Origin of the sequence: Vibrio sp. OPT24 (assembly GCF_015163545.1) — a bacterium.
GTDB classification, from domain to species: Bacteria; Pseudomonadota; Gammaproteobacteria; order Enterobacterales; family Vibrionaceae; genus Vibrio; species Vibrio cyclitrophicus.
The window spans coordinates 221115-243770 of the sequence record NZ_JADDYI010000053.1; the positions used below are offsets into that span (position 1 = coordinate 221115).

Here is a 22656-nt window from a genome sequence, read left to right on the forward strand (position 1 = left end):
AATAGGGTAGGCCTGAATAATCACACTTAAGTAAAACACTTCATTCTAATTGAAAGTGTTTAAGATTAAATTATTAGGCAAATATCATGACTACACAAAATACAACTATCGACTTTTCTAAATTCGCTGATTTAAGCCCGTTTGAATTAAAAGACAAATTAATTGAAGTTGCGCAAACAGTGCCAGACCGTACTTTATTAGATGCAGGTCGTGGTAATCCAAACTTCCTAGCAACATTGCCACGTAAAGCATTTATTCGCTTGGGTGAATTCGCAGTAATGGAAGCGGAGCGCACATACTCTTACTTAGACGGAAGTTTTGGCGGCATTCCAGATGGTGTTGGTATTGTTGAGCGCTTTGATTCTTACGCAAACAACAATCAACAGAACCCAGGTGTTCAATTCATTGAAAAAGCTCTGAGTTACGCAAAAGATCGATTAGGTATCGAGAAGCAAGTGTTCTTAAATGAGCTAGTGAATGCGTATTTAGCGTGTAACTACCCAGTACCACCACGAATGCTGACGAATATCGAAAGCGTTGTAAAACAATACATTGCAGAAGAGATGTACGGTCCTATGCCAATGACGACAGATTTCGATCTGTTTGCAACGGAAGGTGGCACGGCATCAATGACGTACACATTCCAAACCATGTTTCACAACGGTCTACTAAAGAAAGGCGATAAGGTTGCGTTAATCACACCAATCTTCACACCTTACCTAGAAATCCCTGAGCTTTCAGAATACGAACTTGAGATTGTAGAACTTCGTTTAGATGAGACAACATGGCAGCTACCTATGTCTGAAATCGAGAAGCTTGAAGACAAAGACATCAAACTGCTATGTGTGGTAAACCCAGCAAACCCTGCATCAGTGAAGTTCTCCGATGAGACTCTGAATAACCTTTCAGACTTCGTTAACACACAACGTAGTGATCTGTTCATTATCACCGATGATGTATACGGTACATTCGCAGACGATTTCGTTTCACTGTTTGCCAAACTTCCATACAACACGCTTTGTGTTTACTCATTCTCTAAGTACTTCGGTGCGACAGGCTGGCGCCTTGGCTCGATTGCGATTCAGCACAACAACGTGTTCGATGATGCAATGCGCAGCCAACCAGAAACTCGTCAGCTGGAACTGGATGATCGCTACAAGACGCTAGACCCGGAACCACGCGGCATTAAGTTCATTGACCGTATCGTTGCAGACAGCCGAAGTGTTGCATTAAACCACACTGCCGGTCTTTCACTACCACAACAAGTTCAAATGGCGCTGTTCTCATTGAACTGCCTAATGGACTCAGAGCAAAACTACAAAGAAGCGTGCAAACGTATTATTCGCGAGCGTTACAAAACTTTGTACAAAAATATGGGTATTGAAATTGAAGAAAACAAAGACCGTGTGGACTACTACACATTGCTTGAGCTCGACACTTTGGGTGGCAAATTGTATGGCCCAGCTTTCGTTGAATGGTTCAAAGCGAACGAGAAGGGTAAAGACTTCCTGTTCCGCCTTGCACACGAAACTGGCGTTATCTTGCTTCCTGGCAAAGGCTTCGATGTAGTACACGCTTCTGTTCGTGTGTCACTGGCTAACTTGACTCACCACGAGTACGAACTGATTGGCCGCGCAACACGCAAGGTGTTAGACGAACACTTCGCTGAGTTTCAAGGCGAATAAGTTTTAGTCAAACTTAAAACTTAAAACTGAAGACTCGATTTTAAGTCAATGACGTTCAACTCACTAAGAATAAGCCTCGGCGATGTCGAGGCTATTCCGACCAAATAAGCACAGTGGTTAGAAGGCAAAAACTGCCTATCTTGACGTTCCGTTGTGTTTATTTAGTCGTCTTACCCTAGTAATCCAAAATCTAATTAAAATTAAAAAAAGAGCGGCGTATGAAAAGCATTATTTCTATTCAATCTCACGTGGTTTATGGGCATGCAGGCAACAGCTCTGTGGTTTTTCCAATCCAAAGAATGGGGCTCGATGTGTGGCCAATCCATACTGTACAGTTCTCTAATCACACTCAATATGAACAAGGTTGGACGGGGCAAACATTTAGTTCGGACGATATTCGAAACTTAGTTCGAGGCTTAGACAACATCAGTGCGTTGAAAGATTGTGGGGCGGTCTTATCGGGCTATCAGGGAAGTGCAGACCAATGCAAAGCGGTTGCCGAGGCGGTGAACCTCATCAAAGAAAAGAACCACAGTGCGCTCTATATTTGTGACCCTGTAATGGGAGACCCGGACAAAGGTTGCATTGTTGATGTAGGCGTTAAAGCGGCTATTGCTAAGCATTTGCTACCTATAGCTGATGTGATCGTACCAAACCAATTTGAGCTGAGTGAATTGACCGACACCAAAATTCACTCGCTTTATGATGCGGTTACAGCCTGTAAGAAAGCTCTGGAGCTTGGGCCAAAAATCGTGCTAGTGAAACATCTACACTCATTACCGGACGACGCATTCAGTATGATCCTCGCAACGAAAAAAGCATGCTATTTAGCTCAACGACCGAACATCGAATTTGATAAACAACCGGTTGGTGTTGGCGATCTTATTTCGGGCTTATTTACTGCAGGATTAATGAAAAAAATGTCTCCGGTGGCTGCACTCCGTCACGCAAACAACGCCGTCTACGGTGTATTGGAGCTGACTAAGAGCTATGGCACTTGGGAACTACAAACGATTAATGCTCAATATGAATTTGTTGAGCCTACTCACGACTTCAACGTAGTTAAAATAGGCTAGAGCGTTTAACTCCAACAGTGTTTAAGACGAAGGCTAACAGGGTGACTATTCGATGGATAGAGTCCTACAAACGAGATTACGAGTTAAGCCCGATTCTAGCTATATTACGACCACAAAGAGATGGACTTCACTTTATCCTATTTATTAACTTCTCTGCTTTTTAATTTTATTAAACAGAGTCTCTGAATCACGTTAGAGAAAATTAAATGAGCCTAAATATGAACCGTCTAATCTCTTCGGGTCTTACCGTTGCTTTGTCATTTCTAGTAGTGGCTTGTAGTTCACCTCACACACTGGATGTACGCGTAAACAAAGACAATTACAAAGACGTCATTGTAGAAGATGCATCATCAGTAGAAGAGCCACTGCGTATTTGGGCGAGTGAGGCGCCAGACTTCTTATACTCTGCAGACGATCAAACCACGCCGATTACCGTATCAGGCGATCAACTGAACATCTTGGCATTGTCAGGAGGTGGCGCAAACGGAGCTTTTGGTGCGGGTATCTTAATAGGGCTTGAAGAATCAGGCCAACTGAAGGACTACTCGATAGTGACTGGCATCAGCGCAGGAGCATTAATGGCACCGTTTGTGTTTATCGGGGGAGATGCGTTTTCGAAGATGAAAAAAGTAATGTTGAACATCAATGATAAATCAGTGCTCGGAAAAAAGAACTTTTTAAACACTGTCTTTAAAGATGCGTTTACCGATGGAGAACACTTGTACCAGTTTATTGCTGAGGCTTTCCCTGAACCGATGATTGAGCAAATTGCAACGCAACATCGCAGCGGCAAACGTTTGTTTATTGGCACCACACATTTTGATTCTGGCGAGCTTGTCATTTGGAATGTGGGCGCAATAGCAAACAGTGACATGCCAAATAAGTCTGAACTCATTTATAAGGTCTTGGCGGCAAGTGCTTCCATTCCCGGAGTATTCCCACCGCAGTTTATTAATGTGGAACATGAAGGTGTAATTTTTGAAGAGTTGCATGTCGATGGCGGTTTAGCGACTCAAGTGTTCTTCAATCCATCTAACTTCGATTATCAACAGATCTCAGATTCACTTGGGTTAGAGACATCACCACAACTCGATATTATTCGAAATGGCTCGCTGAAAGCACCGTATCACTCACTCAGAGATAAGGGGCTCGATTTGGTAGCAAAGAGCGTATCAAGCCTGACTCTTGCTCAAACACGTGGTGACCTATATCGAATGAAATACATCTGCGAAATCAACAATATCGATATGCAATTTACTTATATGGAACACGACTTTAGTTATGCAAAACGCACCAAAGACATGTTTGATGAACATTACCTATTAACCATATACAAATATGGTTATCACAAAGCAACACGCGGGAAACCTTGGGTAACCGAATTACCTTAGTTAGGGATATTAGAAAATGAGAAAAACAACATTAGCGATACTTTTAATGACAACGTCTACCTGTGTAATAGCCCAAAACGCAACCTTAATGGAACAACAGAAAGTCGATAATGACATGCTACAACTGGCCGACGTTCAGCAAGAAGCGGCGTTGATCATGATTGAAGAAAATTCAGACTATGTGGCGATTGATTACATTGGTCTGTGGGGTGAAGTGAACAATTACGTTACACACAAAGAAGCCAAGCAACGCCAGCTTCAAAAAAACACCAAAAAATACATTTACTCGCAAACGGGTGAAACTCTAGAGTCCATTGAGCAGCGTATTGCTGAACATATTCAAGCGGATCAACCTAGATATTTTAGTGTCGATGTTTACCGCAATTACCACGGTGATTCAGGCGACTTTAACTACTTAGCACGAATTATCGAATACATTTAAGTATTCGTTACACGTCAATGATAGAACCTACTGACTTAAGTAGGTTTTTTTTTAAACCAGACAAATTCATTTCACTATTATTATTCTGACAAAGTAGATATTTCGTCAACCTGTGATAATTTAAATACATAACAACTAAAAGTAAGCACAACAAAATGAATTTCAGCATTGAACAACTTCTCGCGTTTGTGACTGTCTATGACCAACTGTCTTTTAGCAAGGCTGCGGTTAAGCTTAACAAGCACAGAACAACAATCGGCCAGGTTATTACTAACCTTGAAGACCAACTCGCGGTAAGTCTATTTGAAAGGGTTGGAAGATCGGTTAAGCCAACAGAAGATGGGCACCATCTCTATCACTATGCTAAGCAAACGATTGAACAAGCACGCACTTTCGACAAGGTAGCCTTGAGCTTGTCTTATGGCGGTTTGGAAAACATTACTTTTGCTTATTCAAGTGTGATACCTCATCAAATCCTTGTGGATATTCGAAAGAAGTTGCGTCGTGATTTCCCGATGATGCGAGTGAATTTTCTTGTACGAAATAAAAAAGACATTAAGCAAGGCCTTCAGAGCGGTGAGTATCATTTTGGATTGGTCAACGTGCATGACAGTCGTGGAATACACAGTTTTGATGCCACCTTTTTAGGCCATATAGAATTTTTTCCTTTCGTTCAAAAAAATGGTGAGTTTTCATCTTTGGCAAAAGAAGATGTACTTTTAGCGCTAAGAAATGCGAAGCAGTTTGTCTTAAAATCCTTCATTGAAGAAGGAATGTCCGAAAAAATAACCGTTAGTTCTGACAATGAAGAAGTCGACCAATTAGCGCTAGTTATCAAAATGGTTGAAGCAGGTCTAGGATGGGCACTTCTACCAAAAACGTTCGCTCATTCTGAATTTTCGCATTACGACATCGAACCTATACAATCGTCTGAAATGGAACAAGGATTTAAATTTGGCTTTGCACTATGGTGCCCTCATTCTAAACAAATTAGCGAAGTTAAGTCATCAGTATTATCAGTTATCAAAGAAAACGTAGAGCGATTGCTAAAGCGAGATTAATGAACCAATAACACAGTTTACTTGTTCACAGAGGCTCATTTATATGAGCCTTTTTCGTCTTTGTCATCTTTAGAATGATTTGATTTTGTAGGGCTAGATCCTCCATATGAGAGTAGGGCAATGCCACAGTTTGACCTACTCTAACCCAGTCGATTAAGGACCCCCTTTATTGGCAATAAGTGTTTAATTTCTATGTTTATTGCAAGGAAGCAAACTTTCGGCCGGGTAATTACCCGGCCTTTTTATTGAGGCCAATCTTATGAATCGCTGCGGCGGCTTTGCTCTTTTTTCTTGCTCTTTGCTTACGATAACACCTTCCTTTGCATCGTTTTATGATCCTGTTGATAGTCAATTTGATATGGGACATCACATTGCAGAAAATGCAACGGGGTTTTTACCTATACCTATACTAATTACCGAGCCTGCGGTTGGTTATGGTGGTGGTGTTGCTGGGTTGTTTTTACACGAGGACGAAGAAGAAAAACGAATCCGTAAAGAAGCAGCGTTAAAGGCTATTGATGGTGGTGCGCAACTTGTTCCATCTGCGATGAGTGTTGTTGGTGCTTTAGGAACAGAAAATGAAACCTGGTTTGTTTTTGGTGGCCACAGACGTTCATGGATGAATGATTCAATTCGTTATACCGGTGGCGGTGGTTTCGGTGTTGCGAATATCGATTTATATAAGCAACTTTCTTTTGGTGGCAAAGAATTAGACTTGAAATTTGGCACATCAACGTCGGTCGCGGTACTTTCAAAAAAGGTGCAATTTAGAATCGGTGATACACCTTGGATGATAGGTTTGAAACAGTTATTCGCCAAGTCTAAAGTTGAATCTGATAATCGTTTGGTCGACAAACTCATGGAGTTTACCCTAGGCACTGAATCAGTGACATCTGGTTTAGGTATTGAAGCTGAGTTCGATACAAGGAACAATTTGTTTTATCCAACAAAAGGATATCGATTTTCTGCAGACTACATGGTATTTGACGAGGTGATTGGTAGTGATTCAAACTATCGAAACTTAAATATTGAAGGGGAAGGTTACATTCCAGTGTCAGAAAAGTGGACACTTGGGTTAGCGGGTAACTATCAAAATTATGAGCAAGGTGATGGATTTGTGTCTCCCACAGCTAAGCCCTATGTTGAATTAAGAGGTGTGTCTTCATTTCGCTATCAAGGGGATGAAGTTGAAACCCTTCAAGGGCAGCTGAGTTACAGTATCAATCATCGTTGGAAAGTATCAGGCTTCTATGGTTCAGGAAAAGCAACGGAGCGAGCTGATCAAAGTAACAAGGTGAATGCGGGTGGAGTGGGCTTCAGATATCAAATTGCGAGACGTTATGGTTTACACCTTGGTATGGACTACGCGCAAAGCCATGAAGAACGCGCTATCTACTTTAATATAGGCAGTGGTTTCTAGAACTACTAAATCGGTTTGATTTTTTCTAATAAAAAAGGCGCTAATTATTCATTAGCGCCTTTTTAGATTTTGTTCAGCTAAAAGAATAATTACTTTTTACGGCAGAACTCAGCGATTACGTACATTGATTGACCGCCGTTTGTTTTACCAGAAACAAGCTTAGGATCGTCACCAACGCTGATACCACGGATAACAGTACCTTGCTTAATCACTTGGTTAGTACCTTTGATTGGCAGATCTTTAATTACTGTTACGTCGTCACCTTTTTTTAGTTCAACGCCGTTCACATCAAGAGGCTTGTCATCAGCAGACATACCGATTTGTGCCCAAACTGATGTTTCTTCTTCAAGGTACATCATATCTAGCGCGTCTTGAGCCCAGCTTTCAGAGTTCAGACGTGTTAGTTGACGCCACGCCATTACTTGAACTGGCGCTTCTTGGCTCCACATGCTGTCGCTTAGGCAACGCCAGTGGTTGATGTCTTTAGGATCGTCAATCTCACCAAGGCATTTGTCACATACCATGATGCCGTGATCCACTGTTACGTGGCTGTGTGGCGGCACTGCGTATGCAGTAAGAGAAGAATCAGAACCACATAGTTCACATTTAGATTGGCAGCGTTCTAGCATAGTAGCTTCAGAAGACATAATGGACTCACATTTATTAGGTATTAAATTACGAGGCTATTATCCACTTTATTTACAATAAAGAAAGAGGTCGTACGGTATTCTGTCTTGATTAATTTTAGCTGAGATCAACCATTTGTGTTTTAAGGTTCTATGCAAACGGTTAACGAGGGAGATTGTTCGAACGACAGATACAAAAATGCCAGCGGTTAAGCTGGCATTAGAGGGTGGTTTATCTCCGTATGCGTCTACTGAACATTTTTAGAAGCATCCAGTAGAGTATCGTCTACTGCTAACGTTCCAGTAGCGTTACCTTGAGTAAGAGTAAACTGGATGATTTGAGAGGTCATTTCTGTATTTGCAGCAACATCTGTACCAGTAGTGCTCGCTGAAATTACAGTTGAATGCCCAGCTGAAGAGTTTGCGTCAAAGTAAGAAGCAACTCTCGTCCCTGAAGCATCGATTGCAGTATTAACCAAGGATAATTTCTTAAACAGTGGTTCAGTTCCGGCTGTTGGGATCTCAGCAACAGAGTTTGGTATTGTTCCATCACCATCTGCTTGAATACCAAGTACAGGTCCGGTAGTTGTAGATGCAATATTATATGGGTCAACGTTATCTAGAACTGTTTGCGCAGCATACATGAATGAAGTAAGAGTAGAGTCAATTGTCGCTTTAATTGCTTTATCTGAACTAGGCGCACTGTCACTACTTAAGGTCGTGTAATACTCATTAAAGCAAAGGCCACCAGATTTACTCACTGGAACACAGTTACTTGAATAGTGTGCTTGGTACTCTGTTACACTTGATAGGCTAACGGTATGCTTGATCTCAGGAGAGAAAGAACCTGAGTTAAGCAAGAAAGGAGCAATACCACCACCTGGGTTAGCAAGGGTTGCACTTGTATAACTAAACATAGAATCGATAGCAGGGTTCAACACAGTATTACCTACCGTGTAAGAGTTGATTCCTGTAATAGCCCCAATGGAATGCCCAAATAGAGATACATTTGTTTTATCTAGGTTACTGAATGCAGCATCGGTAGCTGAATTTAAAGCAAATCGAACCCCAAGCCCATCAATTGCACTTTGGCGAATATTGTCTCGAGCAACAGGCAAGTACTCAAGATTCATGTATACGGTAGGTGACGTTGGTGTCGTCACGGCATCCGCACTTAGTGCGCGTTGACCGTGAAGTGGTTGATCAATAGCGATAATTGCATAGGGTTTGTATGGCGCTGTTCCAGTAAGTGCGCCGCCAATATGCTGAATCGCGAAAGCATAAGCACTCTCTTTGATACTAGTGATACCGTGTTGATACTGTAAAATTGGTAAACTACTGTCGATAGCTACTCCTTCAGGCACAAACATAACGAACGGCACTGACGTTACTGCTCGAATTTGCGGTACAGCGCTGTATTTAGTCATGATACGCGCGCTGTCTAACTGTTCTCCATCTGCGAGGGTTAACTTTTCTCCAATGAGTAATTGTTGGTACTCTGCTTGATAGAGTTGAGTAGTAGGCTCAGTAATCCCTAAACCTGCTAGCTGTGTAGCAACGGCTGTTTTGTCCGCGTCACTTCCTGAGCTGAGTACGCTTAAGATAGTTAAAACACTAGGCATAGCACTGCGCCAAGGCGTTGTTTTCCATTCATCGTCTGTTAATGAATCAGACAAGAAATATGGCAGTTCAACTGTTCCGCGATAAACTTGAATAGAAGCAGCAGCTGGTGCTGAGAAGTTAGCGTTGTAACCAGCCGCTAATTGTGTAGCAGCATCGTCACCAAATGCGCTCTTAAACATCGCGTCAGCTTGTACAGCTGTAGCAAAATCCTGTTTCGCTCCATCAACTGTAAAAGTATATAGCTTATCGAGATCAGCTACCGAAATATTATTTGGATTCGCTAGGTTCTTCCATATATCAGAAGGGGTAACTGCGGGACTAATCGTTTGTGCAATTGCAGCTTTAGCACCGTTCATAACGTTACCAGCTGAAGCAGTCGTAAACCAAGATGAATAGATGATCTCATCTGAACTTGACACTTCACCATAGCCAGCGAATAACGCTTCAACTTGATGGATGATTTTTTGTGGTAAATCGAGCGAGCCTGCTTGGTCTATATCTGTAGTTTTTAAAGACGCGTAGGAGCTTGATGTTCCTAGTGGTTCATCTGCGCTATCAACAATTGAGTCAGTTAATGCATAGATGTAGTCAGAGCTAGGATCTAAACCTTTAAGAGGTAAAACTTGTATGGTCTTAAAATCGCTAGATGCCACTAAATAGTCAACTCCAGCAGTTAGCGCAGTAAAGTTAGACATTACACCGGTGCCCAGATCAACATCCACTTTAGCGACTTTTACGCCAGCATTTAAGTGCGCGCTAAACGGTGTCGTACCCATCATTACGACATCATTCTTCAACGTTCTGTCATTAGAAAGGTTCACATTGATGGTGAACGGCATGATAGTACTCCAACCATCTGCTTCTCCCATCGCTACTTTTGGATCATTCAATAACCCCGTTGAATTTGAATCTAACGGAATGTTCAATGTGTGATCATTGGTATCGAATAGAAAGAAAGAGGGAAGAGGAACATCCGCTTCACTACCTAAAAGCGTAAAGCTAATTTTAGAACTTCTAGCCAATGACTGATTGATTGCATCGGAATAAGGTGCAGCCGTTGAATCGCCAGAGCTTTCACTGTTGTCCCCACAGCCAGCAAGAAGTAAAGCTGAGCATACGAGAGATAAAGAAAATTTGTTATTCATGTAATTATTCCCGTACGGTTAGTTGAACGTGTAGTTAAGTTGTATCGCTGAAAGGTAAGCAACGCCTTCAGCATCAAATGTAAGCTTTTGTCCTGCTGCATCGGTTTCGGTAAACGAACCACTTTCACTTTGTACTAACGCAAATGCTGCATCGACAGTCATGTTTTCAGAAACTGCATAAGTTAAACCGGCTGAATACCACATACGGTCGCTATCGGGGATGCTTAACGTTGCTTCACCAGCTTGTTCGTCATATGCCAAACCGGCACGTAGAGTCCAGCTTTGGTTAACCATGTAAGTAGCACCTATAGACCATCTTTGGTTGTCTTCGTAATGCTCGGTTTTTAAGAAACACTCATTATTTTTACAATCTGAACTCGTTGCTTTTAATTCTTTGAACTTACTCCATTTGGTTAATTGCCAACCATAATGTATTGCCCAAGCATCGCTAAGTTGATGAAAAGCAGATAGTTCAAAGATATCGGGTAGTTCAATTTCTAAGCGTCCGGTTGTCTTACCTGGAGCACCACTCTCCATTTTTAAGCCGGTGTAATCCGTGAACTCTCCGTCATCAAAATCAAGTTCAACAGATGAGCGATAGCCAAAACCAAAACGGTTATTTTCATTCAGTTCGTACAACGCACCCACATTCCAGCCAAAAGCGAACGTTTCACCAGTCATTGATATCAGTTTATCACTTGGCGATCCGCCAACAGGCAGGCTTCCTTTGTGTCTATTTAACTCAGCTTCCGCATATACCAGATTGATACCAGCACCAAGGCTTAAGCTTTCATTTACTCTGTAAGCAATGTTTGGATTTAGGTTTACGGACACCAAAGATGTGTCACCAGCTAAATCACCTGCATAAATATCGTCGGGATAATCAGTAGCAACGCCATATGTAGTGAACATGCCAATCCCCCATGCCCACTTTTCATTGATTGGACTGATGTAGTAAGCGGCCGGGACTATTTGCAAAGGGGCTACGTCAGAAGACTTCTGATTGAAATCGCTATCATTAATTTTGGTTTGAGTGACGTTAACCTCTGGATCAACGATAGAAACCGCGCCTGAAAATTGGGCTGTATCAAATAGGGTCATCGCGGCGGGGTTTCTCGCTAGTACACTTGCGTTGTCCGCTACCGCGCCTTCACCTGAGAATGCGCGACCAAGACCTGAGGCAGAGTGCTCAGCAACTTGGAAACCAGCCGCAAGTGAGTTACATGCAAATAGCACAGAAAGTGAAACGAGAGAGCGTTGTATTGTTTTCATCCTTGACCCTCCTAGGGCATCAAATCTCATTCTTATTGTTGAAAACACAGGGAGCATTCTTGTGAACGATGCTCTAATGTAAATAACATGTTAAATTCATGTTTCATGTAAAGTCAAAGAATGAGTTGTCATTTTGTGAAGTTATATTTTTAGGGGGCGGGACTTTAACATCAATAATATGCATGTAATCAATGATTTATTCGTGGTTGGAGGTGTGACCAGAATGTTTATGCACACTATCGGCATAAATAGTGTCCAATTGCTCAATATGTAACAGTTTTGTTTATGTTTACCGTTTATCACTAAATCGGCATAATGTTGATTCGTTTTGAAAGTCATTAGATTGGAATTTAAATTTGGAATTACTCGCTGTAGAATTTCTTGGGAAGCCACTTCGTTTAGAAGGGTCAATGGCAGGATGGCAGCAATTATTTTGGGACAATACGTTAGTGTCGCAACTTGATGCAACTACGGAGTTAGATAACGCTCGAATTCATACATTTACGTTACGTGCTGGTGAAGATACGTTGCAGTGTCACGTTGAAGCCTTGGTTCAATGGCAACCGTTTGAGATGACGTATAAAGCGTCAGTTAATGGCCAAACCATTACTGAAGGCACTCGTAATACTAAAGATATCGAGCAACAAACACCCGTTGTAGCACCTAAAACAGAGAAGCGTTTTAGCTTAATCGGTTTAGTATCACTTGGTATGAAAGCGCTCAAAAGCGCTAAGTTGATTAAAGTAGTTTTAGCCTCTGCAAGTTTAGCGGCTTATTCATGGTTGTTTTCTATTCAGTTCGCTTTGGCCTTGATCGCTTGTCTAATGTTTCATGAATATGGTCATATCAGAGCGATGAAGTACTTTGGTATGAAGACTAAAGGCATCTATTTAATACCATTCCTCGGTGGCTTGGCGCTCTCTGACGAAAAGATTAATACACGCTGGCAAGACGTGGTGATCTCGATTATGGGACCACTGTTTGGGTTGATATTGTCGTTGGTATTTATGGTGTTGTATTGGGCAACTGGTGAGATGTTCTTTGCCGGGCTTGCAGTATTTAATGCCTTGTTAAACTTATTCAATCTGCTACCGATCTTGCCTCTTGATGGCGGCCACGTGTTGAAAAGTATCAGCTTTTCGATGAACAGCGTGTTGGGTATTGTACTCTGTGTCGCAGCCGCCGTTGCAGGTGTCGTGTTGAGTTACCAATTGAACTTAACCCTGTTTGGTTTCCTATTAATTATGGGTAGTGTTGAGATTCTGTTCGAATGGAAAGGGCGTCATCACAGTCACTTGCTGCCGTTAGATAGGTATGGACAAGTAGTGTCATTCGTCTGGTATGTTGGTTTGGTGAGTAGCTTGATTGGCGTTATTTGGTACTTCGCGTCAACAGGTGATGAACTACTAAGCCTTCCGTTACAAATTCTAGGCACTTAATCTGTGAGTTGAACCCGTTCGAATAGCTCATGAAACCAACAAAAACGCCCTAACCAAAATGGATAGGGCGCTTTTGTATTAAGCCATGTTACTGATGGGTAAATTATGCTTTGCAATTTGGTTTCGTGGCACCAGACTGAGGTAACGTTTTGATGGTTGCTTGCAGATCCTTGATACGCGTGCTGTGAGAAGGGTGCGTAGACAACAGTTCTGGCGGTTGACTTCCACCTGATGCTTTTGCCATGTTTTGCCACAAGTCGACGCTCTGGTTAGGATCGAAGCCGGCCTGAGCCATATACTCTAAACCTACGACATCGGCTTCTGACTCTTGAGTTCGGCCATAAGGTAGAATAACACCGTATTGAACTCCTAAACCTAGGGCTGCCATCGTCATCCCTTGGTACTGTTTGTACTCCGAAGCTCCCAAGGCGACGCTAGTGATAGATAAACCTGTATTAGCTATTTGAGACTGAGAAAGACGCTCATTACTGTGATCCGCTAATACGTGTGCAACTTCGTGGCCGATAACTGTCGCCAATTGGTCTTGGTTAACCGCAACATTGAGCAAACCCGTGTATACGCCAATTTTTCCGCCAGGTAGCGCAAAGGCGTTCACTTGGTCGCTATCAAAAACAACGACTTCCCATTCACTAAAGCCTTGTTTAGGAATGTGTTGAGTAATACTGTTCGCTACACATTGAACGTACGCGTTGGTTTTTGCATCTTTACTGATTGGTTGTTCTTTCTTCATTTGTTCAAAAGACTGTGCTCCAAGCTGAGACATGTCTTGATCTGAAAAAAGCAGCAATTGGTTTCTTCCTGTCGGGGAAGCGCTACATGCGGTTAGGCCTGCAAGTGTGAGAAGCAAGGCAAACTTCATCCATGACGTCATACAATATCCTCTGTATATTCGGTTTTTATGCATGTTAACATCAACTTGCGTAATAACTAATAGTTGTAAGATAACTTATAGCTTTAAGACAAAAAAAGCGGCTCACGCGATAGCAAAATCAATAATTAAGGACCCAACATGACGATCTGGAAAAAGCCCGTTGACCTCGATATTTTCAACGCGACCTCAAAGAATACCTTAATTGAGCACCTCGACATTGTTTACACTGAAGTTAACGATCGTTCTTTAGTGGCGACGATGCCGGTTTGTCACTTTACGCACCAACCGCTGGGCATGCTTCATGGCGGTGCATCGGTAGTTTTAGCCGAAACGCTAGGTTCACTCGCAGCAAACTTCTGCGTTCCTGATGGTTACTATTGCGTTGGATTAGACATTAATGCCAACCACGTTCGTTCAATGCGTGAGGGCCATGTTATCGGCACTGCCGAGCCTATTCACCTTGGCGTGTCTACCCAAGTATGGCAGATAAACATTACTGATGAGCGTCAACGCTTAGTCTGTACAAGCCGGCTAACTATTGCAGTGAAGAAGCACAAACGTTAATTCGATAAGAAAGGCTGGGGACAGGAATCAATCCATCCTCAGCTTATTAACCTCATATAAACTGTTTATTTTAGTTAGAGAAATCCATGGTCATAACGTTTAAAAGTGGAAAAGTCATCGCAACAGCACATGAGCTAGTTGTTCGTCTGAATGGTGAGCATAGAGTCACACTGCAAGCGCAAGTTGATGCGATTCAACTGATCGGAAAAGGGGCAAACGTTATTTCTGCCAACGGTTCAGAATGTAAATGGTCGATTAAATTAGACAATGAACAACAGCTCCGTGACATCGCCAATGAAATTGGCTGCGATGTGATGTAATTACTGGCTATGACAGCGTTTATTCAAACCTTTCGCTTTCTGTTAAGGATACTAAACCGACTCACATTCATAATCTCTTCGTAATAAATCATAAGTTCGATTGATTTTGACTCGTAAAATAGGGAAACTGAATTCAATATCCTTTGAATAAGTTTTCCTCTTTATGAGTAGCCCAAGACTTCGTGTTCAATTTGAAACTCTATTTGAACATTTTGACGGTAAAGATTCTGATGTTCAGTTAGACGACATCACAGATGTCCTTTGTTGTACGCGCCGAAATGCCCGAATGGTTCTCAACAAGCTCGAAGAAGAAGGGTGGGTAGAGTGGTTACCTGCTGCGGGGCGGGGTAAATTATCTCAACTTATCTTTAAGCAGAATCGTTGTGATGTAAGCGAAAACTTAGCTACGCGCTATTTACAAGAAGGCAAAATTGGACAGGCACTTTCAGTGCTCGACCACAATGCTGCAAAACTCACTCAAGTTATACAGAACTATTTAGGTGTACAGTATCAAGAGGGTGAACAGGTCATACGTTTACCTTATTATCGTCCACTATCAATGCTCAACCCTACCAAATCAATGCGCCGTTCTGAACAACACATTGCTTGTCAGGTTTTTAGTGGTTTAACCCGCCTAGACGAAAATGATCAACTACAGCCGGATTTAGCTCACTCTTGGCAAAAAATAAATGACTATCAATGGCGATTTTTCTTGAGACCGGGGGTCCGCTTTCATAACGGAGAACCGCTATTAACTAATCATGTAGTGGATACGCTTTTACAACTTGAGCCGCTCAATATGTTCTCTCATATTAAAGATGTCTCATCGCCAGCAAATTGCGTCGTCGATGTTTTTTTAACGCGTCCGGATAGGCATTTCCCCCTCGCTCTCACTGAATCGGTTGCTAAAGTCACGTTACCGATGACTTTACGTGGCGAAGATTATGATATTAGACCTATCGGCACCGGCCCGTATCGCGTAGAGAAGAACGACGAAAAGCAACTCGTGTTAAATGCTTTTAATGGATACTTTGGTTTTAGGCCTCTGATAGACCGTGTTGAAGTTTGGGTTGTCGATGAGGCGTATTCATCAATGGTTTATCCAAGTCTTTCTAAGCCTGTGATGGCAGACCGTGGCGACAGTGATGAAGTTGAACTTGATCCTGGTTGTACGTATTTGTTACTGAACAGAAAAAAGGGTATTGCAAAAGATCCGGCGTGGGCAGAGTTTTTATCGAACACCTTGAATGCGGCTGATCTGTTTGTGCATATTCCCAAAGAAACTGTCATAGACCTGGGCGTACTTCACGCATATGGAATCAAGCCTGGTTGGTATGACATCAAATTGAAGACTCCAGTTTGTCCACCAGCAAACAGTAAACCGACTATAAGACTGGCGTACCAATGCCAGCATCCAATGTTTCCAACGTTAGCAAAAGCGATTGTCACAGTATTAAAGCAATACAATGTTGATGTTGAACTTCACGGTTACAAAACAGAACCACCACATGCCGATGACGTTGATATTTGGATCAACCCAATGGGTATTGCTAATAATCGAGACGATGCGTTGGCGGGTTGGTTGATGGATTACAGTTTTCTCGATGAATCTAGCCCAGCGGACGATTTTGACCAGTGGTGTCATATGATTGATCGTTGGCGGTCCGGTGAATTTGAGCAATTCCCTGCAAGACAACTTGGTAAACAACTCGTACAAAGTAATCAATTGATACCTATGTTCCATTGCTGGTTAGGTGTTAATAAAGATCAATGCGGTACGCTGCAAAATGCCAAGTGCAATGCACTTGGTTGGTTCGACTTTAGCCAAGTTTGGGTTAAGCCTGAAGTTGATTGAAATACTAGAAAATGCAATTAGGACAAAACAATGCAAACTGCGATGATCACACTTATTACGCTGGTGGCCTTTGCTGCCAATTCAGTCTTGTGTCGCTGGGCATTAATGGATCAAACGATTGATCCTTTGAGTTTTTCGATCGTGCGTATCTTGTCTGGTGCGGCGACACTTCTGATTTTATTAACCTTATCTTCCCAATCTAAATCGACATCTGAACCTAAGCTTGTGGAGTCAAAAACAAGTGCATCCGCTCTCACAAAGCTTAGGTCTCAATTTCAATTGACTTCAATATTGTCGCTGCTCGTTTATATGTTTGGTTTCTCGTTTGCTTACTTGGAACTTGGAGCCGGGCTTGGTGCTCTCGTGCTCTTTGTCGCTGTGCAATTTACTATGATTGCGGCACACTTGTTGTCAGGAAATAGAATGTCATCACTTGAGTGGGGGGGATGTCTATTGTCTGTCGCAGGTCTCGCTTACTTATTGATGCCGACAGGATCTGCTCGTTCACCAGATTTGCTCTCTATTGTATTGATGTCATTAGCAGGAATCGCGTGGGGTATTTACACGTTAGCAGGTAAAAAATCCACAGACGCTCTTCAATCAACGACTGCCAATTTTGCATTCGGTTCACTAGCCATTATCGTAGTGTTAAGTATATTTGTTGTTCTACCTAGCGTGTTACCTCAAATATCTATCACCGAACAAGGCATGATTTACGCGGTTATGTCAGGTTCTGTTGCTTCGGGAGTGGGTTATAGCGTGTGGTATTACGTCGTGAAAAAGCTCAATACTGTGGTTGCGTCGATCGCGCAGCTTTCTGTGCCAGTAATAGCAACGCTTGGAGGCGTATTATTACTATCTGAACCAGTAACCATGCAGTTTGTTGTTTCATCTACGGTTATTTTACTTGGGATCAGCTTGGTTCTTGTCGCACCTAAACTTAAGAAATAAAGAGTTGAATCATTAACTTCTATGGCTAAACCAAATAAGAAACAACCGATCAAAACGGTTCACATTTTCTGTGCGAAATGTAAAACGCAACTTTTTAAGTATCGCAAAGGTGGCAAAGGTGCACTCATGAAGTGTTTTAAGGAGCGTATTGTTGAAGACTTCACGACAGAGCCATGTGTGTGCCCTGAATGCGGGGTTGAATTTGCGCGAGACACCTTGGTTCGAGGGACGCCTGCTTACAAATTTGTTGGTGGAAAGGTCACAATGAAATAAACAGTCATTATCAAATACCAAGTATGATGACCCACTAAAAATGCCAAAACACTGTTTGTGTTTGGCATTTCAACGTTGCTTTTGATACTCAGAATAAAAGATTGAGCTCAATAAGCTCTGACAATCCCTTGAAGCTTAAGAAGCAGTAGTGAAACAATTGCACCCGTGGTATCACACAGCATGTCTTTCTGTGCATCCCAAATATCACCTTGTGAACCAAGGAACGAGATACCTTCATCACCACCTGCAATCTCCGCGTACCACCACTCTATAATTTCATAACCTGCAGCCACACTCATGATCGCAAATAGCGCAAAGAAACAGGCCAATATCGGTTGAGCCAGCTTTTTACGAATCAAGTACTCAGCGAGTGGGTAAGCATAAAGACCAATAGAGAAGTGCGCCACGCGGTCAAAGTTGTTACGTTCAGAACCTATCATGTTATTGAACCAATCAAATGGCACTTCTGCGAAAGTATATTTCGCGCCAATCGTGTGCAAGATAAGCCAGATAAACATTAGAGCATAAGACGTTTTTGAGAAAGTAAGCTTAGTCGAAAGCCACCAAATACCAACGAGAATACATAATGCAGGTACAATTTCCGCTATCCACACAGCTCTCGAAGAAGGCGAAAATGCAGAGAATAGAAAGATAACCAAATAGAAGGCGGTTAACGTAAGTAAAGGTCTATTTTGAACAAGTGGTGTAGTTGTCATCATCAGATCCCAATATAAGTTTCATTAATAGTTACACAGTTTTGAACACTGTTCAATTGGGGTGTATTACCAAATTTGTTGAAAATTAGTGTTGTAGCCCAGTATCTAGACAAACGATTGCGAGAGTTTCACAAAAGTTTGATTTACAACAAAGCGAACCATAAAATCTCTCAATCACTACATAACAAGAAAGAAAGTCATGAAACTGGAAACTGTCGATTATCTTGCTGACGACGCAGCAGAACAATTTGTTCGCTCTCTACGTGAAACTGGATTTGGCGTACTAAAAAACCACCCAATTCCGAAAGAGCTTGTTGAGTCTATTTACGAAAACTGGTACCAATTTTTCATCTCTGAAGAGAAAGAGAACTTCCACTTTAATGTTGAAACACAAGATGGATATTTTCCACCTTCAGTGTCTGAAGTTGCAAAGGGCCACACTGTAAAAGATATCAAAGAGTACTTTCACGTATACCCTTGGGGCCAGATTCCTGATCAGTTGAAAGAACAGATTCTAGATTACTACCAACGTGCTAACACTTTTGCTCAAGAGCTATTGGGTTGGGTTGAAGCGCATGCTCCTAAAGAAGTACAAGAGAAATTTTCAATTGCTCTGTCTGAAATGATTAACGGTAGCGAGCAAACATTACTTCGCGTACTTCACTACCCACCAATGCAAGGTGACGAAGAGCCAGGCGCTATCCGTGCAGCAGCACACGAAGATATCAACCTACTGACTGTTCTTCCTGCTGCAAACGAGCCGGGCCTTCAAGTTAAAGCTCAAAATGACGAGTGGTTAGATGTTCCATGTGACTTCGGTAACATGATCATCAACATCGGCGACATGCTTCAAGAAGCGTCAGGCGGTTACTTCCCATCAACGACACATCGCGTGATTAACCCATCGGGCGAGCGCCAAGAGAAGTCACGTATCTCTCTTCCGCTATTCTTACACCCGAAACCAGAAGTGGTATTATCAGAAAAATACACTGCGAATGAATATTTAATGGAACGTCTACGAGAGCTTGGCGTTATCTAATTAAATAAGTTTTATTCTCTAAAGGGCCAGCGTAATGCTGGTCCTTTTGCTTATATACGTTTAACTGTTTGAATTTTTTTTATTTGAAACTCGACAAATTTCCATAAATCGCTTTCAATTAAAGAACTTCAGGTACTTGGCCACGGGCCCATTCATTATGCTAGACAAGCTAAATACATCGAGCAATCAAGACATAAGCTGTAGTTTCCAAGCTCATATGGAAAACCCTTTGCTTTGGCCAATTATGGAAGTACTCAAACATAAGCCAAGTGGCTGGAAAGTGCATACACTAGCAGCGCACCTCAATGACCTTGGGCTTGTTCCAGTGTTAGATGCTGTGGCTGAGAAAGAGTTGTTCAAAAAGAACTTCCTCATCATGAATGCGCTTTATCAGCTTCAAGAAACCTTACACCCTGATAGCTGGCTGCAAGTCCAAGCGATGGATATCGAATTGATGAATGGTCGTTATCACGAAAGCAGTCACTGCATCGATCATCAAGACCCACTTAGAGACTACTACATTAACTGGGTTAACTATGAAGCTGATGAAGGCGAAGTCAAAAGGCTGTTGAACGAATTTTGGACTCGATACAGGAAGTTTGTTGGTGGTGATGAGCTCGATATGGATCGAAACCGAGCGTTGAGCTTATTTGAGTTACCTTTAGACGCCACTCACCATGAGATTAGAAAACGATGGAGACAACTGGCGTTGAGATGGCATCCAGACAGAGACGAAGGCAACACGGCAAAATTTCAAACGCTCTGTGAAGCGTGGCATGTATTGCGAAGCTCGTAATCGAACGTAACTTTTTGATACCTAGTTGATTTGAAGCCCAAAATAGAAGGCCCTACCTAGTGAGTGAAACAAGTAGGGCTTTGTCGTCATTACGTCTATGTGCTTTAACATACGTTATGTGTTGGTGCTATTTTATTTGTTAGTGCTAGGAGTGATCTTTGTTCTGACCACTTTTATGCTCAAAAGCATAATCCAGAACTTTGCGGATATAAGGCGCACCTACTTTTGAACCACCGTTACCATGTTCAATTACAACAGTTGCGACATATTCAGGGTGTTCATAAGGTGCAAAGGCTGTGTAAAGAGCGTGGTCGAGTAGGTGCGTTGCGAGCTTTTTAGAGTTGTAAACTTGATCCTTCGCCAGATCAAACACCTGTGCCGTCCCTGATTTCCCACCACTAGTATAATTAGTTCCCTTAAATGCACGTCTGCCGCTGCCTCTACTACCGTGGTTTACGAGTCGCATTGCGTTGATCGGCACATCCCATATATTATCTGGCACCTCAGTGATAGACGGCATTGAATCAGATTTAACAAGTTGTTGCGTGTCAAAATCTTCTCCGTGATCTAACGTTGCTCGTAAAATATGGGGAGGCATGACTTTACCGTGATTAACCAAAACTGACGTTGCTTTAGCTAATTGTAGAGGTGTAGAAGTCCAGTAGCCCTGGCCAATACCGATTGGAACTGTATCACCTTGATACCAAGGCGTACGATAGCGCATCATTTTCCACTCACGTGTCGGCATATTGGCGTTACTCTCTTCATAGATATCAATTCCTGTTGGTTTGCCAAAGCCAAAGCGATTCATCCAAGTTGAAATACGATCGATGCCCAGATCAAAAGCGGTTTGATAAAAGAATGAATCAACCGATTCTTCAATCGCTTGTGTCACATCGACAGGACCATGTCCCCAACGCTTCCAATCTCGCCATGCTTTCGAATTGGATTTAGAACCTGGAATTCGCCATATACCATGATCATTACGAACGGTATTTTCTGAAATGACATGCTCTTGTAGCCCAGCAACGGCCATAAATGGTTTAACTGTAGAGGCGGGCGGGTACACGCCTAACGTTGTGCGATTCACCAAGGGATGAGCAGGATCGTTCAGTAATACTTGATAGTTTTTACTCGATATACCATCAACAAACAGATTTGGGTCATAACTAGGACTCGATGCCATCGCTAAAACACTGTTGTCTTTCGGATCAAGAATCACAGCACTACCAGTGCGATTTTCGAGTTGCTCGAACACGTACTTTTGTAACTCGATATCGATGTTGAGAACGATGTCTTTACCTGCGACGGGGGGGACGTATTGGATTGTTCTCACAACACGACCACGGCTATTGACTTCAACTTCTTGATAACCTTTTTGTCCGTGGAGTAAGTCTTCGTAATATCGCTCCACGCCGAGTTTACCTATGGTGGTAGTGGCTTGATAGTTAGCGTCTTTACCTTGTTCTTCTAGCTTTTTTAGATCGCTATCATTGATATGAGCAACATACCCTAAAACATGAGTTAGTATTTCACCGCTAGGGTAAAAACGTTTTAGGCTGGTATTGATGGATAAACCCGGAAATTGATATTGATGAACAGAAAACTTAGCGATTTCTTCTTCTGTGAGGTTTTCCAGTATTGTTACCGACTTAAAACGGCGAGTGTTCTTAAAGCGCTTTGTGAAACGAGCGATTTGTTCCTCATTTAGAGGAATAAACTTATTGAGCTTTTCGATCATCAACTCAACGTCATCCGTTTGTTCAGGAATCATTGTCAAATCATAGACGAGTTGGTTTTCAGCCAATAGCACACCATTGCGGTCGTATATCAGCCCACGAGTCGGAGCGATTGGCAGTACTTTGATTCGATTACCATCGGCGCGAGTTTGGTAGCTCTCAAAATTTTGGACTTGGAGTCTATAAAGATTTCCAATCAAGACGAGGGTGAAGATCACAATCCCGAGAAATGCCACGATGACACGATTTCTGAATAAATTTACTTCGCTTTTATGATCACGCATTTTTACGCGTTTGTGGTTCATCAAAACCTCAGTCAGTTACATTTAGT

General features: G+C 42.2%; 20 protein-coding genes. 14 read left to right on the top strand and 6 right to left on the bottom strand.

Going from position 1 to position 22656, the window contains the following annotated elements:
• Nucleotides 1-86: 86 nt before the first annotated feature.
• The 6 genes from IQO02_RS14670 to IQO02_RS14695 all read left to right on the top strand — a co-directional run bounded on the left by IQO02_RS14670 (nucleotide 87) and on the right by IQO02_RS14695 (nucleotide 7075).
• Entirely contained in the window at nucleotides 87-1685 is a 1599-nt protein-coding gene (locus IQO02_RS14670) for a bifunctional aspartate transaminase/aspartate 4-decarboxylase (RefSeq protein ID WP_016793687.1), read from the top strand.
• Between the two features lie 218 nt (nucleotides 1686-1903).
• Nucleotides 1904-2761, top strand: coding sequence for a pyridoxal kinase PdxY (gene pdxY, locus IQO02_RS14675; protein ID WP_010429583.1), 858 nt, complete (start codon nucleotides 1904-1906; stop codon nucleotides 2759-2761).
• Nucleotides 2762-2979: 218 nt separating this feature from the next.
• Entirely contained in the window at nucleotides 2980-4152 is a 1173-nt protein-coding gene (locus IQO02_RS14680; RefSeq protein WP_016793688.1) for a patatin-like phospholipase family protein, read from the top strand.
• 16 nt (nucleotides 4153-4168) lie between these two features.
• A complete protein-coding gene (locus IQO02_RS14685; RefSeq protein WP_029203009.1) occupies nucleotides 4169-4594 on the top strand; it encodes a hypothetical protein in 426 nt (141 codons plus the stop codon).
• Nucleotides 4595-4749: 155 nt separating this feature from the next.
• Complete coding sequence (locus IQO02_RS14690; protein WP_016767437.1) at nucleotides 4750-5655, top strand: LysR family transcriptional regulator; 906 nt, start codon at nucleotides 4750-4752, stop codon at nucleotides 5653-5655.
• A 259-nt stretch (nucleotides 5656-5914) separates the two neighbouring features.
• Nucleotides 5915-7075 (top strand): BamA/TamA family outer membrane protein, encoded by a 1161-nt coding sequence (locus tag IQO02_RS14695; protein WP_102282492.1) that lies wholly within the window; start codon nucleotides 5915-5917, stop codon nucleotides 7073-7075.
• 89 nt (nucleotides 7076-7164) lie between these two features.
• Here IQO02_RS14695 and IQO02_RS14700 read toward each other — a convergent pair whose 3' ends face one another.
• From IQO02_RS14700 to IQO02_RS14710, 3 genes are all read right to left on the bottom strand, one after another.
• Nucleotides 7165-7722 carry a PhnA domain-containing protein gene (locus IQO02_RS14700; protein WP_004730927.1) on the bottom strand — a complete coding sequence of 186 codons (558 nt, stop codon included), beginning with the start codon at nucleotides 7720-7722 and terminating at the stop codon, nucleotides 7165-7167.
• A 227-nt stretch (nucleotides 7723-7949) separates the two neighbouring features.
• Nucleotides 7950-10469 carry a VolA/Pla-1 family phospholipase gene (locus IQO02_RS14705; RefSeq protein ID WP_016793691.1) on the bottom strand — a complete coding sequence of 840 codons (2520 nt, stop codon included), beginning with the start codon at nucleotides 10467-10469 and terminating at the stop codon, nucleotides 7950-7952.
• Nucleotides 10470-10487: 18 nt separating this feature from the next.
• Nucleotides 10488-11741 (bottom strand): outer membrane protein transport protein, encoded by a 1254-nt coding sequence (locus tag IQO02_RS14710; protein ID WP_010429604.1) that lies wholly within the window; start codon nucleotides 11739-11741, stop codon nucleotides 10488-10490.
• A 356-nt stretch (nucleotides 11742-12097) separates the two neighbouring features.
• Here IQO02_RS14710 and IQO02_RS14715 point away from each other — a divergent pair, with 356 nt between their 5' ends.
• Complete coding sequence (locus IQO02_RS14715; protein ID WP_016793692.1) at nucleotides 12098-13180, top strand: site-2 protease family protein; 1083 nt, start codon at nucleotides 12098-12100, stop codon at nucleotides 13178-13180.
• Nucleotides 13181-13283: 103 nt separating this feature from the next.
• On the opposite strand, the gene IQO02_RS14720 is transcribed toward IQO02_RS14715, so the two are convergent.
• Nucleotides 13284-14072: a M48 family metallopeptidase gene (locus tag IQO02_RS14720; protein ID WP_016792035.1), complete on the bottom strand. Its 789-nt coding sequence runs from the start codon at nucleotides 14070-14072 to the stop codon at nucleotides 13284-13286.
• Nucleotides 14073-14210: 138 nt separating this feature from the next.
• Here IQO02_RS14720 and IQO02_RS14725 point away from each other — a divergent pair, with 138 nt between their 5' ends.
• The 5 genes from IQO02_RS14725 (at nucleotide 14211) to IQO02_RS14745 (ending at nucleotide 18035) form a co-directional block, all read left to right on the top strand.
• Nucleotides 14211-14636 carry a hotdog fold thioesterase gene (locus IQO02_RS14725; RefSeq protein ID WP_010429610.1) on the top strand — a complete coding sequence of 142 codons (426 nt, stop codon included), beginning with the start codon at nucleotides 14211-14213 and terminating at the stop codon, nucleotides 14634-14636.
• A gap of 86 nt (nucleotides 14637-14722) precedes the next feature.
• Complete coding sequence (locus IQO02_RS14730) at nucleotides 14723-14956, top strand: DUF3389 domain-containing protein (RefSeq protein ID WP_010429612.1); 234 nt, start codon at nucleotides 14723-14725, stop codon at nucleotides 14954-14956.
• Nucleotides 14957-15119: 163 nt separating this feature from the next.
• Nucleotides 15120-16811 carry an SgrR family transcriptional regulator gene (locus IQO02_RS14735; RefSeq protein WP_010429613.1) on the top strand — a complete coding sequence of 564 codons (1692 nt, stop codon included), beginning with the start codon at nucleotides 15120-15122 and terminating at the stop codon, nucleotides 16809-16811.
• 30 nt (nucleotides 16812-16841) lie between these two features.
• A complete protein-coding gene (locus IQO02_RS14740) occupies nucleotides 16842-17762 on the top strand; it encodes a DMT family transporter (RefSeq protein ID WP_016788246.1) in 921 nt (306 codons plus the stop codon).
• Between the two features lie 21 nt (nucleotides 17763-17783).
• On the top strand, nucleotides 17784-18035 hold the full coding sequence (locus IQO02_RS14745) for a hypothetical protein (protein WP_016788247.1): 252 nt from the start codon (nucleotides 17784-17786) through the stop codon (nucleotides 18033-18035).
• Nucleotides 18036-18142: 107 nt separating this feature from the next.
• Here IQO02_RS14745 and IQO02_RS14750 read toward each other — a convergent pair whose 3' ends face one another.
• On the bottom strand, nucleotides 18143-18751 hold the full coding sequence (locus IQO02_RS14750) for a DUF2238 domain-containing protein (protein WP_016785230.1): 609 nt from the start codon (nucleotides 18749-18751) through the stop codon (nucleotides 18143-18145).
• Nucleotides 18752-18950: 199 nt separating this feature from the next.
• Here IQO02_RS14750 and IQO02_RS14755 point away from each other — a divergent pair, with 199 nt between their 5' ends.
• A complete protein-coding gene (locus IQO02_RS14755) occupies nucleotides 18951-19790 on the top strand; it encodes an isopenicillin N synthase family dioxygenase (protein WP_016785231.1) in 840 nt (279 codons plus the stop codon).
• A 157-nt stretch (nucleotides 19791-19947) separates the two neighbouring features.
• On the top strand, nucleotides 19948-20586 hold the full coding sequence (locus tag IQO02_RS14760) for a DNA-J related domain-containing protein (protein WP_016767430.1): 639 nt from the start codon (nucleotides 19948-19950) through the stop codon (nucleotides 20584-20586).
• Between the two features lie 145 nt (nucleotides 20587-20731).
• Here IQO02_RS14760 and mrdA read toward each other — a convergent pair whose 3' ends face one another.
• Complete coding sequence (gene mrdA / locus IQO02_RS14765; protein ID WP_010429629.1) at nucleotides 20732-22630, bottom strand: penicillin-binding protein 2; 1899 nt, start codon at nucleotides 22628-22630, stop codon at nucleotides 20732-20734.
• Nucleotides 22631-22656: the final 26 nt, after the last annotated feature.